General features: G+C 71.5%; 11 protein-coding genes. 2 read left to right on the top strand and 9 right to left on the bottom strand.

What is annotated here, in order from left to right; translation table 11 throughout:
* Window positions 1-62: 62 nt before the first annotated feature.
* Genes ruvX through ACGF1Z_RS28270 form a run of 4 tightly spaced genes read right to left on the bottom strand, consistent with a single transcriptional unit; the run spans window position 63 to window position 3,998 of the window.
* Complete coding sequence (ruvX, locus tag ACGF1Z_RS28285) at window positions 63-527, bottom strand: Holliday junction resolvase RuvX (RefSeq protein WP_393008941.1); 465 nt, start codon at window positions 525-527, stop codon at window positions 63-65.
* A 2-nt stretch (window positions 528-529) separates the two neighbouring features.
* Entirely contained in the window at window positions 530-3,199 is a 2,670-nt protein-coding gene (gene alaS / locus ACGF1Z_RS28280) for an alanine--tRNA ligase (protein ID WP_393008767.1), read from the bottom strand.
* The gene (locus tag ACGF1Z_RS28275) at window positions 3,199-3,558 is read right to left on the bottom strand and encodes a hypothetical protein (RefSeq protein WP_393008765.1); all 360 of its coding nucleotides are present in this window, start codon (window positions 3,556-3,558) and stop codon (window positions 3,199-3,201) included. Before ACGF1Z_RS28275 ends, alaS begins: the two co-directional genes overlap by 1 nt.
* Window positions 3,559-3,563: 5 nt before the next feature.
* The gene (locus ACGF1Z_RS28270; protein WP_393008763.1) at window positions 3,564-3,998 is read right to left on the bottom strand and encodes a DUF948 domain-containing protein; all 435 of its coding nucleotides are present in this window, start codon (window positions 3,996-3,998) and stop codon (window positions 3,564-3,566) included.
* A 177-nt stretch (window positions 3,999-4,175) separates the two neighbouring features.
* Here ACGF1Z_RS28270 and ACGF1Z_RS28265 point away from each other — a divergent pair, with 177 nt between their 5' ends.
* Window positions 4,176-6,344: an ATP-binding protein gene (locus ACGF1Z_RS28265; protein ID WP_393008761.1), complete on the top strand. Its 2,169-nt coding sequence runs from the start codon at window positions 4,176-4,178 to the stop codon at window positions 6,342-6,344.
* 37 nt (window positions 6,345-6,381) lie between these two features.
* Here ACGF1Z_RS28265 and rpsD read toward each other — a convergent pair whose 3' ends face one another.
* Window positions 6,382-6,996: a 30S ribosomal protein S4 gene (gene rpsD / locus ACGF1Z_RS28260; RefSeq protein ID WP_128976412.1), complete on the bottom strand. Its 615-nt coding sequence runs from the start codon at window positions 6,994-6,996 to the stop codon at window positions 6,382-6,384.
* Between the two features lie 218 nt (window positions 6,997-7,214).
* Between rpsD and ACGF1Z_RS28255 the strand changes: the two genes are divergently transcribed.
* Window positions 7,215-7,910 (top strand): DUF2470 domain-containing protein, encoded by a 696-nt coding sequence (locus ACGF1Z_RS28255; protein WP_393008940.1) that lies wholly within the window; start codon window positions 7,215-7,217, stop codon window positions 7,908-7,910.
* A gap of 60 nt (window positions 7,911-7,970) precedes the next feature.
* Here ACGF1Z_RS28255 and ACGF1Z_RS28250 read toward each other — a convergent pair whose 3' ends face one another.
* The 4 genes from ACGF1Z_RS28250 to ACGF1Z_RS28235 form a co-directional block, all read right to left on the bottom strand.
* Window positions 7,971-9,323 carry a replication-associated recombination protein A gene (locus ACGF1Z_RS28250; RefSeq protein ID WP_393008939.1) on the bottom strand — a complete coding sequence of 451 codons (1,353 nt, stop codon included), beginning with the start codon at window positions 9,321-9,323 and terminating at the stop codon, window positions 7,971-7,973.
* A 55-nt stretch (window positions 9,324-9,378) separates the two neighbouring features.
* Window positions 9,379-10,005 (bottom strand): vitamin K epoxide reductase family protein, encoded by a 627-nt coding sequence (locus tag ACGF1Z_RS28245; RefSeq protein WP_393008758.1) that lies wholly within the window; start codon window positions 10,003-10,005, stop codon window positions 9,379-9,381.
* A 139-nt stretch (window positions 10,006-10,144) separates the two neighbouring features.
* A complete protein-coding gene (hisS, locus tag ACGF1Z_RS28240; protein WP_393008756.1) occupies window positions 10,145-11,407 on the bottom strand; it encodes a histidine--tRNA ligase in 1,263 nt (420 codons plus the stop codon).
* 11 nt (window positions 11,408-11,418) lie between these two features.
* The gene (locus ACGF1Z_RS28235) at window positions 11,419-12,135 is read right to left on the bottom strand and encodes an MBL fold metallo-hydrolase (protein WP_393008754.1); all 717 of its coding nucleotides are present in this window, start codon (window positions 12,133-12,135) and stop codon (window positions 11,419-11,421) included.
* Between the last annotated feature and the right edge of the window lie 75 nt (window positions 12,136-12,210).

The following is a 12,210-nucleotide window of genomic DNA, read 5'->3' as shown; positions in this document are numbered from 1 at the left end:
TCTACGTAGTGCGGCAGCTGTTCGAACACCGCCGCATCGCGCGGAACGTTACCGTATCGCGATCAGATGACCACTTCGACGCCCTCACCGGGCGGATTACCTGATACCCGTTCGGACTCAAGAGCGTTCTGAAGGATGATCACAGCGGCGGCCTGGTCGATCACGGAGCGTCCCTTCTTGGACTTCACCCCCGAGGCCCGCAGGCCCTGGGTGGCCGTGACCGTGGTCATCCGCTCGTCGACGAGCCGGACCGGGACCGGGGCGATGCCCTTGGCCATCTCGCGGGCGAAGGCACGGACCTTGGTCGCCGCCGGGCCCTCCCGCCCGCTGAGCGAGCGGGGCAGACCGACGATCACCTCGATCGGCTCGTACTCCTCCACGATCTGGCGGAGCCGCCGGTGGGCGGCCGGGACGTCGCGCCCCGGCACGGTCTCCACCGGCGTGGCGAGGACCCCGTCGGGGTCGCACGAGGCGACCCCGATCCGGGCGTCCCCGACGTCGACCGCGATACGGCGGCCTCGACGCATGGTCACGCGATCTCCAGCACCTGACGCTCGACGGCCTCGATGGCGGCGCCGACGGCCTCCGGGTTCTGGCCGCCGCCCTGCGCGACGTCCGGCTTGCCGCCACCGCCGCCGCCGAGGGTCTTGGCGGCCGTGCGGACCAGCTCGCCGGCCTTGAGGCCGCGCTCGCGGGCGGCCTCGTTGGTGGCGATGACCGTGAGCGGCTTGCCGTTGGCCGTGGTGAAGAGGGCCACGACGGCCGGGCGGTCGGACGGGATGCGGCCCCGCACGTCGAGGACCAGCCTGCGCAGGTCGTCGGCGCCCGTGCCGTCCGGCACCTGGCCGGTGACCAGGGCCACACCGCGGACGTCCCGGGCGGAGTCGACCAGACCGGCGGCGGCCTGCAGGACCTTCTCCGCGCGGAACTTCTCGATCTCCTTCTCGGCGTCCTTCAGCTTGCCGAGCATCGAGGAGATCTTCTCCGGAAGCTCCTCCGGACGGCCCTTGACCAGCTCCTGGAGCTGGGCGACGACCGTGTGCTCACGGGCGAGGAAGTGGTAGGCGTCGACGCCGACCAGGGCCTCGATGCGGCGCACGCCGGAGCCGATGGAGGACTCGCCGAGCAGCTTCACCAGACCCAGCTGGGCGGTGTTGTGCACGTGCGTGCCGCCGCACAGCTCCTTGGAGAAGTCGCCGATGGTGACGACGCGGACCTGCTCGCCGTACTTCTCGCCGAACTCGGCGATGGCACCCTGGCGCTTGGCCTCGTCGATCGGCATGACCTCGGCGTGCACGTCGAGCTCGCGGGCCAGCACCTCGTTGATCTTCTGCTCGACGTCCGTGAGGACGGCACCGGGCACGGCGTTCGGCGAACCGAAGTCGAAGCGGAAGCGGCCCGGGGAGTTCTCCGAACCGGCCTGGGCGGCGGTCGGGCCGAGGGCGTCGCGCAGCGCCTGGTGCGTCAGGTGGGTGGCGCTGTGGGCGCGGGCGATGGCCCGGCGGCGGCGCACGTCGATGGCGGCGTAGGCGGTGGAGCCCACGGTCACCTCGCCGACCTGCACCGAGCCCTTGTGCACGGAGACGCCCGGGACCGGCTGCTGCACGTCGCGGATCTCGATGACGGCGCCCGAGTGCAGCCTGATGCGACCGTGATCGGCGAGCTGGCCGCCGCCCTCGGCGTAGAACGGCGTGCGGTCGAGGACGACCTCGACCTCGTCGCCCTCGGAGGCGGCCGGGGCCGGGACGCCGTTCACGATGAGGCCGACGACCGTGGTCTCGCCCTCGGTGTTGGTGTAGCCGGTGAACTGGGTGGCGCCGGCGCTGTCGGCGATCTCGCGGTACGAGGTGACGTCGGCGTGGCCGGTCTTCTTGGCCTGGGCGTCGGCCTTGGCGCGCTCCCGCTGCTCCTTCATCAGGCGGCGGAAGCCGTCCTCGTCCACGGAGAGGCCCTGCTCGGCGGCCATCTCCAGGGTGAGGTCGATCGGGAAGCCCCAGGTGTCGTGGAGCAGGAACGCCTTGTCGCCGGAGAGGACCGTGCCGCCGGCGGCCTTGGTCTCGGTGACGGCGGTGTCGAGGATGTTCGTGCCGCCCTTGAGGGCCTTGAGGAACGCGGCCTCCTCGGCGAGGGCGACCGTCTCGATGCGCTTGCGGTCGGTCTCCAGCTCCGGGTACTGCTCGCCCATCGTCCTGATGACGGTGTCGACGAGCTCGCCGACGACCGGGCCGGTGGCGCCGAGCAGCCGCATGTTGCGGACGGCGCGGCGCATGATGCGGCGCAGCACGTAGCCGCGGCCCTCGTTGCCGGGGGTGACGCCGTCGCCGATGAGCATGACGCTGGTGCGCATGTGGTCGGCGACCACGCGCAGCGAGACGTCCGAGTCGTGGGCCTTGCCGTAGGCGACGCCGGTGAGCTCGGTGGCCTTGTCGATGACGACCTTGAGGGTGTCGGTCTCGTACATGTTCTGCACGCCCTGGAGGATCATCGCCAGGCGCTCGAGACCGAGGCCGGTGTCGATGTTCTTGGACGGCAGGTCGCCGAGGATCTCGAAGTCCTCCTTGCCGATGCCCTGGCCCCGCTCGTACTGCATGAAGACGAGGTTCCAGATCTCGACGTACCGCTCGTCGTTGACGGCCGGGCCGCCCTCGACGCCGAACTCGGGGCCGCGGTCGTAGTTGATCTCGGAGCAGGGGCCGCAGGGACCGGGGACGCCCATGGACCAGAAGTTGTCCTTCTTGCCCAGGCGCTGGATGCGCTCGGCCGGAACGCCGACGACGTCGCGCCAGATGGCCTCGGCCTCGTCGTCGTCCTGGTAGACGGTGATCCAGAGCTTCTCCGGCTCCAGCCCGTAGCCGCCGTGCTCCACCGAGGAGGTCAGCAGCTCCCAGGCGAGCTTGATGGCGCCTTCCTTGAAGTAGTCGCCGAAGGAGAAGTTGCCGCACATCTGGAAGAAGGTGCCGTGGCGGGTGGTCTTGCCGACCTCTTCGATGTCGGGCGTGCGCACGCACTTCTGCACGCTGGAGGCGCGCGTGAAGGGCGGCTTGACCTCACCCAGGAAGTAGGGCTTGAAGGGCACCATGCCGGCGGGGACGAGGAGCAGAGTCGGGTCGTCCGCGATGAGCGACGCCGAAGGGACGACGGTGTGCCCGCGCTCCTCGAAGAAGCTCAGCCAGCGGCGGCGGATTTCAGCCGACTCCATCAGTGGTCCTCATTCCGGTTGTACGAAAGCGAATACGTGGTGACGTTGGGGGTGCTGTGCGGCCCGAGCGCGGCCCTGCGGCGCGGTGCCGGGAGGGCCTGGTCGCGCTCCGGATCGACCGGGGCGTCCAGGCCCAGGGCGTCGCCGAGCTCGGCCTCCCGCTGGAGCATGTTCGACCGCACGTCGAGGGCGAAGCCCACGGCGCGGTCCTTCAGCCGGTGGCCGGCCTCGACGGCCTTGTCCGCCGCCTGGGCGGCGAGGCTCTCGGGGGTCAGCTGCCTGATCTTGCGGTTGACCTTGGTGGTGGCCCACACACCGGCGGCCGCGCCCGCGGTGAACCAGAACGTACGGCGGAACATCGTGCTCAGCCCTTCTGCTTCCGGCGCCTCGCGGACGGCACGGAGCGACCGACGATGACAGTACGCCGCCCGGTCGCGGCCGGCGCGTCCTGGCGCCCGCGTCCGCCCAGCGCCTTGCGCACCCCGTAACCGAAGGCGGCGACCTTGACGAGGGGGCCGCCGAAGGTGGACGCGACGGTGGTGGACAGCGCGGAGGCGTTGGAGGTGACCTCCTGGACGTCCGAGGCGATGGCGTCGACCCGGTCGAGCTGGGTCTGCGCGGAGCGCACGGTCGCGGAGGCGTCGGCGAGCAGCGGGACGGCCTGTTCGGTCACGTCCGCGACGAGTCTGGTGGTCGCCTTGAGTGTCTGCGCCAGCCTCACCAGCACCACGGCCAGGAAGGAGACGAGGATCGCCCAGAACACGGCCACCAGGATCCCGGCAACCTCACCACCGGTCACTCCGCACCGCTCTCTGCTGTCGTCGGGCCCCGGACGGTCGTCGGACCCGTGCTGGTAAACGTCCTCCGACCCTATCGCGCCGGAGCTCTCCCGCCGTACCGCATTACCGCTTGTGGGAGGGGAGTTGCACGGCACCGATTGTACGGAGTGCGCGCGGATGAGTACGCTCCGTGTCCCATGCGACGGAGCAATCTCCCTGCGGAGCTGAACCGGTTCGTGGGACGGGCCGCGGAACAGCACGAACTGGCCCTGATGCTCGACGGGTTCCGGCTGGTCACGGTCGTCGGGGTGGGCGGTGTCGGCAAGACCCGGCTCGCGCTGCGGGCCGCGGCGGCGCTGCAGAAACGCTACGTCGACGGGGTGTGCCTGGCGGAGCTGTCCTCGCTGCGCGACCCCGGGCTGGTGGCGCACGCACTGGTCGACGCGCTCGGGCTGACGGACCACACGCTGCGCGGGCCGCGCGAGGTGCTCGTGGAGCATCTCGCGGAGCTCCGGCTGCTGCTGGTGGTGGACGGCTTCGAGCATCTGGTGGAGGAGTGCGCGGCGCTGCTGCGGGAGCTGCTCCTCGGCTGCCCCGGGCTCACGGTGCTCGCGGCGGGGCGGCGGCCGCTGCGGGTCGACGGCGAGGGGGTGCTGACGCTGGCGCCGATGGCCGACGAGGACGCGATGGCCCTGCTCACGGGGCGGGCGGCGGAGGCGGGGGCGGCCTCGCCGGGAGATCCGGTGGCGCTGCGGGAGCTGTGCCGGCGGCTGGACGGGATCCCGCTGGCGCTGGAGCTGGCGGCGGCGCGGCTGCCGCTGCTCACGGCGGACCAGCTGCTGCGGCGGCTCGACGACCGCTTCCGGCTGCTCGACCGCGGGCGGCGGGGGGCCCTGCCCCGGCACCGGACGCTGCGTACGGCGATCGGCTGGAGCCACGAGCTGTGCACCCCGGAGGAGCGACTGCTGTGGGCACGCCTCTCGGTGTTCTCCGGGCCCTTCGATCTGGAAGCGGTGGAGTACGTGTGCGGGGGCCCCGGCCTCCCCGCGGACCGGGTGCTCGACGTGCTCGGCGAGCTGCTGGCGCAGTCGCTCGTGACGCGCGAGGCCACGGTGGCGGGCCCGCGCTACCGAATGCTCGACACGGTCGGCGCGTACGGCGCGGAGTGGCTCGCGGCCCTCGGCGACACGGAACGGATGCGGCGACGGCACCGGGACTGGTACATGGGGCTCGCCACCTGGTGCGAGCTGGAGTGGTTCAGCCCCCGGCAGGCGGAGGTGGCCGCGGGTACGGACGTGGCGCTGCCGAATCTGCGGGCGGCACTCGAACTCTGCCTGGAGTCGGCGGAGGACGCGCACCTGGCCCAGCACCTGGCCGGCACGCTGTGGTTCTCCTGGGTGGGCTGCGGGCGGCTCTCCGAGGGACGGCACTGGCTGGACCGGGCGCTCGACGCGACGGCGTCCCCGCCGGTGACGACACACGAGGAGGCCCGGCTGAAGGCGCTGTGGGTACTCGGTTACGTGGCGATCCTGCAGGGCGACGACACGGCGGCGGTGGCCGCGCTGCACGAGTGCGGGGAGCGGGCGCGGGTCGCGGGGAACGCGGTGGCGGAGGCGTACGCGACGCACCGGATGGGCTGTCTGGCACTGCTCTCCGACGACATGCCGCGGGCCGAGGAGCTGATCGGGCGGGCGCTGGGCAGCTACCGGGAGCTGGGCGAGCTGAACAGCAACGTGCTGATGGGTCAGGTGGAGCTGGCGATGGCGCGGGCCTTCCAGGGGGATCTGGAGGGGGCGGTGGCGCTGTGCGCCGAGGTGCGCGAGATCTGCGAGGAACGGGGCGAGCGCTGGACCCGGGCCTACGCGCTCTACGTGCTGGGCTACGCGGCGCTGACCGAGGGGGACCATGCGGCGGCGCGGGAGCTCCTCGCCGAGTGCGTCGCCATCAACCACGCCTTCCACGACCTGGTGGGGCTGGTCCTCGCGATCGAGCTGCTGGCGCTGGTGACGGTGGCCGAGGGCGACGCCGCGGAGGCGGCGGTGCTGCAGGGGGCGGCGATGCCGGTGTGGGACGCGGTGGGGCTGCCGCTGTTCGGCTCGGCGCACTTCAACGGGGCGCGGGCGCTGTGCGCGGGGCGGGCGAGCGAGCTGCTCGGGGCCGAGGGTTACGGCGCCTGGTACCGCGAGGGCGAGGCGCTCCCGCTGGACGCGGCGGTGGACCGGGCCCTGGCCGGGCGCCGGGATCCGGCCATGGCCGCGGGCGGGGCCGGGGCGCGGCGGCCGTTCCGCAGCGGACGGACACCGGTCCCGGACGCGCGGAAGCCCGCCGGCTCCCCCTCCGGCAAGGGCGGGGAGGCGGCGGGCTGAGGACCGCGGTGGAGGCGGTACTACGTCCGTCGAAGGATCAACGGGCGTAGTACTCGACGACCAGCTGCTCGTCGCAGATGACCGGGATCTCCTTGCGGTTCGGGTCGCGGTCGAGGCGGAAGGCCAGGGCCTTCAGGTTGACCTGCAGGTAACGCGGGGTCTCGCCGTCGGGGGCGAAGCCACCCTCGCGGGCGACCTGGAAGAGGGTCTTGGCGCGGGACTTCTCGCGGACCATCACGACGTCGTCGGGACGGACGCGGAAGGACGGCTTGTCGACCTTCTGGCCGTTGACCTGGATGTGGCCGTGGACGACCATCTGACGGGCCTGGTAGATGGTGCGGGCGATGCCCGAACGCAGGACCAGGGCGTCGAGGCGACGCTCGAGCTCGACGACCAGCGCCTCGCCCGTCTTGCCCTCGGCCTTCTTGGCGCGGTCGTAGGCGCGCGCCATCTGGCGCTCGCTGATGTCGTACTGGGCGCGCAGACGCTGCTTCTCGAGCAGACGGACCTTGTAGTCCGAGTTCTGCTTGCGGCCACGGCCGTGCTCGCCCGGCGGGTAGGGGCGGGCCTCGAAGTACTTGACGGCCTTCGGCGTCAGCGCGATACCGAGCGCACGGGACTTCTTGACCTTGGGACGCGACTGGTTAGGCACGTTCTCCAGACCTCCGTTGTAGGTTAGGTTAGGCTCACCTTACTCAAGGAGATCGCATGTCTCGCCCGGGGAACACCAAGCGCATCACGGACGGCAGCACAAAGAACGATGCTTCTTCGCCCACACATCCCGAAAGGGATGCCTCAGACGGCATCGATGTGACGGAGGTCCGATCAGCTCATGGTCAGCCGCGTCCAAACGGGCTTGAAATCGCGCGGATGCCGTCAGCAGCCGAGCGCACACGAACTCTCGTACAGAGTACATGCTCCGCGGTGCTGCTGATTCCCGGGGTCGAGGGGCACCGCCCCGAGCAGCTCTCCCCCGAGGCCCGCACGGTCGGCCCCGACGGAGAGATCCTCCTGCTGTACAAGGCCGACGCACCCCCCGTCCGGGCCGCCACCCACGCCCAGGACGACGAGCTGCCGGTGGTGCTCGAACTCACCGACGTCGCCCCCGTCTCGGTCCCCCACCGCATCCGGGGCCGCGCCTGGGTCTCCGGCTGGCTCACCTGCCTGCCCGGACTCGCCGAACCCGGGCGGATGATGCTGCGCCTGGAGGTCGGCGCCGCCGACGTCGACGACCTGTGGGGCAGCGGCACGGTGGACCCGGAGGACTTCTCGGCGGCCTCCCCCGACCCGGCGCACCCGCACGAGACCGAGGTCCTCCAGCATCTGCACGCCGCCCACGGCGACCGGCTGCGTGAGCTGACCGCGCTGCTCGGCCGCCACGCCGCCGCGATCGTCCCCACGCGCGACGTGGCCCCGCTGGCCCTCGACCGCTTCGGGCTGCGCGTGCGCTTCAGCGCCGGACCCGACCACTGCTTCGACGCGCGCTTCGACTTCCCGCGGCCGGTCCGCGACCTCGCCGGACTGCGCCGTGAGATGCACCGCCTGTTCGAGGCCGCCCGCGCCTGAGCGCTCACGGGCAGGTCGCCGGCGGTTCCTGCACCGCCGTCCTCTCCGGCGGCGAGCCCGTCAGCCGCCCTCGCCCTTGAGGCGTTCGCGGACCTTCTCCACCACGTCCGCGTAGCGGGCCTCCGCTCCGTAGCGGGTGGGTTCGTAGTACCGCTTGCCGTGCACGGCGTCCGGCGCGTACTGCTGCGGCGCGATCGCGCCCGGCACGTCGTGCGGATACACGTAGCCCTGGGCGTGGCCGAGCTTGGCGGCGCCCTTGTAGTGTCCGTCGCGCAGATGCGCCGGGACCGGGCCCGCGAGGCCGTTGCGGACGTCGGCCCGCGCGGCGAAGATCGCGTTCGTCGCGGCGTTGGACTTCGGGGCCAGGGCCAGGGCGATCGTGGCGTGGCTCAGGGTCAGCGCCGCCTCCGGGAAGCCGATCATCGCGACGGCCTGGGCGGCGGCCACGGCGAGCGGGAGGGCGCTCGGGTCGGCGAGGCCGATGTCCTCGCTCGCCGAGATCATCAGGCGGCGGGCGATGAACCGCGGGTCCTCCCCCGCCTCGATCATCCGGGCCAGGTAGTGCAGCGCCGCGTCCACGTCCGAGCCGCGGATCGACTTGATGAGGGCGCTCGCCACGTCGTAGTGCTGGTCGCCGTCCCGGTCGTACTTCACCGCCGCCCGGTCGACGGTCTCCTCGACCGTCTCCAGGCTGATCTCCGGCTCCCCCTTGGCGATCGCGGCTCCCGCGGCCGCCTCCAGGGCCGTCAGGGCCCGCCGGGCGTCGCCGCCGGCGATCCGCAGCAGATGGGCCTCCGCGTCCTCGGGCAGGGTGACCGCCCCGCCGAGCCCGCGCTCCTCTTCGAGGGCACGGTGCAGCAGTCCCCGCAGGTCGTCGTCGGTGAGCGGCTCCAGCGTGAGCAGCAGCGAGCGGGAGAGCAGCGGGGAGATCACCGAGAAGTACGGGTTCTCCGTGGTGGCGGCGATCAGCGTCACCCAGCGGTTCTCCACGGCCGGGAGCAGCGAGTCCTGCTGGGCCTTGGAGAAGCGGTGGATCTCGTCGAGGAAGAGGACGGTCTCCTTGCCGTAGCCGCCGACGGCCCGCCGGGCCCCGTCGATGACGGCGCGGACCTCCTTGACGCCCGCGGTGATCGCGGAGAGCTCGACGAAGCGCTTGTCGGTGGCCTTCGAGACCACGTACGCGAGGGTCGTCTTGCCGATGCCGGGCGGGCCCCAGAGGATCACGGAGGAGGCACCCGCCGGTCCCTCGCCGCCGGCGACCAGTCTGCGCAGCGGCGAGCCGGGCTTGAGCAGATGGCCCTGCCCCACCACCTCGTCGAGGGTGCGCGGACGCATCCGGACGGCCAGCGGACTGCTGGCCGGATCCTTCTCCTGGCGTTCTTCGGCGGCTGCGGTAAAGAGGTCGGGCTCCACGGTCATGAAGCCTAAGCGAGAGCACTGACAGTCCGGTCCGGGACCGGCGCCGGGCTCAGCTGGTCCAGAAGTCCCACCAGCGGGTCAGGATCAGCATGCCGATGATGCCGATGTGCAGGACCGGCAGGACCCAGGTGAACTCGTCGAAGAAGGTGCGCACGCCGCCCGGCGCGCGGATCACCCCGTGGCGGACGTTGTGCGAGGTCGTGTACCAGAACATGACGATGGTGGCGACCCAGGCGAGGCAGCACCACAGGCACAGGGCGTTGATCTCGTACAGCGACTGGGTCATGAGCCAGGTGCAGAAACCGACGCCGAAGAGGGTGCCGGCGTTGAGGCCGAGCCAGTACCAGCGGCGGTAGCGGGCTCCCGCGAGCAGCCCGACGCCGATGGCGATCACCACGGCGTAGGTGACCAGGCCGAGCATCGGGTTCGGGAAGCCGAAGGCCGAGGCCTGCTCGCTCTTCATCACACTGCCGCAGGACACGATCGGGTTCAGGCTGCAGCCGGGCGTGAAGTTCGGGTCCTCGAGGAGCTTGAACTTGTCGAGCGTGATCACCCAGGAGGCCAGCAGTCCGGCGGCCCCGGTGATCACCAGAAGCCAGGCGAAGGCCTTGCCCGCGCCGATGGTGGAGGCGTCGCTCCGTGCGGCGGAGACGTCCTCGGCGGTTGCTCGGCTCATGTGGCGCTTCCTCGTTCGGCTGTCCGGTGCACGGTCATTGTGCCGCACTGGCCGGCGCGGGCGGTGTTCGGTGGCCGTAAGAGGGGCCCGGTCCACGTCGTCCGTGGGCCGGGCCCCTGTCACAGCGTCACGGTTCGGGTCAGGCGAGCTTCGCCTTCACCGTCTCCACCAGGGCGTCCAGGGCGACCGGCTGCTGCTCGCCGGACTCCATGTCCTTGAGCTGGACGACGCCCTCGGCGAGGTCGCGCTCGCCGGCGACGACGGCGAGGCGGGCGCCGGAGCGGTTGGCGTCCTTCATCGAGCCCTTGAGGCCCTTGCCGCCGAAGGAGAAGTCCGCGGCGACGCCCTCCCTGCGGAGCTCGGTGATCTTGCCGAAGAGGATCCGGCGCGCCTCCTCGCCGAGCGCCACGGCGAAGACGCTGGTGGTGGCCGGGAGGTCCAGCTCGATGCCCTCGGCCTCCAGCGCCAGGACCGTGCGGTCCACGCCGAGCGCCCAGCCCACCGACGGGAGCGCTGGGCCGCCGATCATCTCGGAGAGGCCGTCGTAGCGACCGCCGCCGCCGACCGCCGACTGCGAGCCCAGACCGCCGTGGACGAACTCGAAGGTGGTCCGGGTGTAGTAGTCCAGGCCGCGCACCAGCTTGGCGTCGTCCTCGAAGACCACGCCCGCCGCGGTGATCAGCGCGCGCACCTCCTCGTGGTACGCCTTGCACGCGTCGCACAGGTAGTCGCGCAGCAGCGGGGCGTCGGCCAGCTGCTTCTGGACCGACTCGCGCTTGTCGTCGAGCACGCGCAGCGGGTTGATCTCGGCGCGGCGCAGGGTCTCCTCGTCCAGGTCGAGACCGCGCAGGAAGGCCTGCAGGGCCTCGCGGTAGACGGGGCGGCACTCCTTGTCGCCCAGGGAGTTCAGCAGGATGCGGTAGTCGCGCAGGCCGAGCGCGCGGTAGGCCTGGTCGGCCAGGATGATCAGCTCGGCGTCCAGCGCGGGGTCCTCGGCGCCGATGGCCTCGGCACCGACCTGGGAGAAGTGGCGGTAGCGGCCCGCCTGCTGGCGCTCGTAGCGGTAGTACGAGCCCGAGTACCAGAGCTTGACCGGAAGGTTGCCCTGCTTGTGCAGGTTGGCCTCCAGGGCCGCGCGCAGCACGGAGGCGGTGCCCTCCGGACGCAGGGCGAGGACCTCGCCGCCCTTCGTCGTCAGGGTGTACATCTCCTTGGTCACGATGTCGGTGGACTCGCCGACACCGCGGGAGAAGAGGCCGACGTCCTCGAAACCGGGCGTCTCGACGTACCCGTAGCCGGCGTTCCTCACCTGGGTGGCGATCGTGTCGCGCACCGCGAGGAACTTCGCCGAGCGCGGCGGGGTCAGGTCGTACGTGCCCTTGGGGGCCTTGAAGGTGCTCACGTGGATTCTCGTCACATTCCTCGTCGGGGAGCCTGGAAAGCACTGCTCCCTTGCCGGACCGCCGCCACCTGCCGCAGATACGGGTTGGTGGCGCGCTCCTGGCCGATGGTCGTCTGGGGACCGTGCCCCGACAGCACCACGGTCGAGTTGTCGAGCGGCAGGCACACGCGCGCCAGCGACTCCAGCATCTCGTCCATGTCACCGCCGGGCAGGTCGGTGCGTCCGACGGAGCCGGCGAACAGCAGGTCGCCGGAGAAGAACACGGAGGGGACCTCCGTGGTCTCCGGCGTCCTGAAGGTCACCGACCCCTTGGTATGGCCGGGCGCATGCGCGACGGAGAAGTCCAGACCGGCGAGCTTCAGTGCGGCACCGTCGGTGAGCTCGTGCACGTCGTCGGGCTCGCCCACGGTCAGCTCGCCCATGAGGGGCATCCCGATGGAGCGGCCGAGGGCCTTCTCCGGGTCGCTCATCATGTACCGGTCGGCGGGGTGGATCCACGCGGGTACGTCATGGGCGCCGCAGACCGGGACGACGGAGGCGACGTGGTCGATGTGCCCATGGGTGAGGACCACCGCCACGGGCTTGAGCCGATGCTTCTTCAGCGTCTCCTCGACACCCTGCGCGGCCTGGTGGCCCGGGTCGATGATGACGCACTCCTCGCCTGCGGCGGGGGCGACCACGTAACAGTTGGTGCCCCAGGCCCCGGCGGGGAACCCGGCAATCAGCACGATCTTCCTCTTGTCTCGTCCGGCAGTCGGCTGCGGCGATGCGGAATGCAGCAGATCAGAGCCTACCGGCGGTGC

Source organism: Streptomyces sp. NPDC048018 (assembly GCF_043202995.1).
Lineage (GTDB): Bacteria > Actinomycetota > Actinomycetes > Streptomycetales > Streptomycetaceae > Streptomyces.
Note: the sequence above shows the minus strand (reverse complement) of the source record. Positions and strands in the feature narration are given on the sequence as shown.

Excerpts from the sequence above, each read along its gene's own strand:
- ruvX (WP_393008941.1), bottom strand. The coding sequence starts at position 527 with ATGCGTCGAGGCCGCCGTATCGCGGTCGACGTCGGGGACGCCCGGATC.
- alaS (WP_393008767.1), bottom strand. The coding sequence starts at position 3,199 with ATGGAGTCGGCTGAAATCCGCCGCCGCTGGCTGAGCTTCTTCGAGGAG.
- ACGF1Z_RS28275 (WP_393008765.1), bottom strand. The coding sequence starts at position 3,558 with ATGTTCCGCCGTACGTTCTGGTTCACCGCGGGCGCGGCCGCCGGTGTG.
- ACGF1Z_RS28265 (WP_393008761.1), top strand. The coding sequence starts at position 4,176 with ATGCGACGGAGCAATCTCCCTGCGGAGCTGAACCGGTTCGTGGGACGG.
- ACGF1Z_RS28255 (WP_393008940.1), top strand. The coding sequence starts at position 7,215 with ATGCCGTCAGCAGCCGAGCGCACACGAACTCTCGTACAGAGTACATGC.
- ACGF1Z_RS28245 (WP_393008758.1), bottom strand. The coding sequence starts at position 10,005 with ATGAGCCGAGCAACCGCCGAGGACGTCTCCGCCGCACGGAGCGACGCC.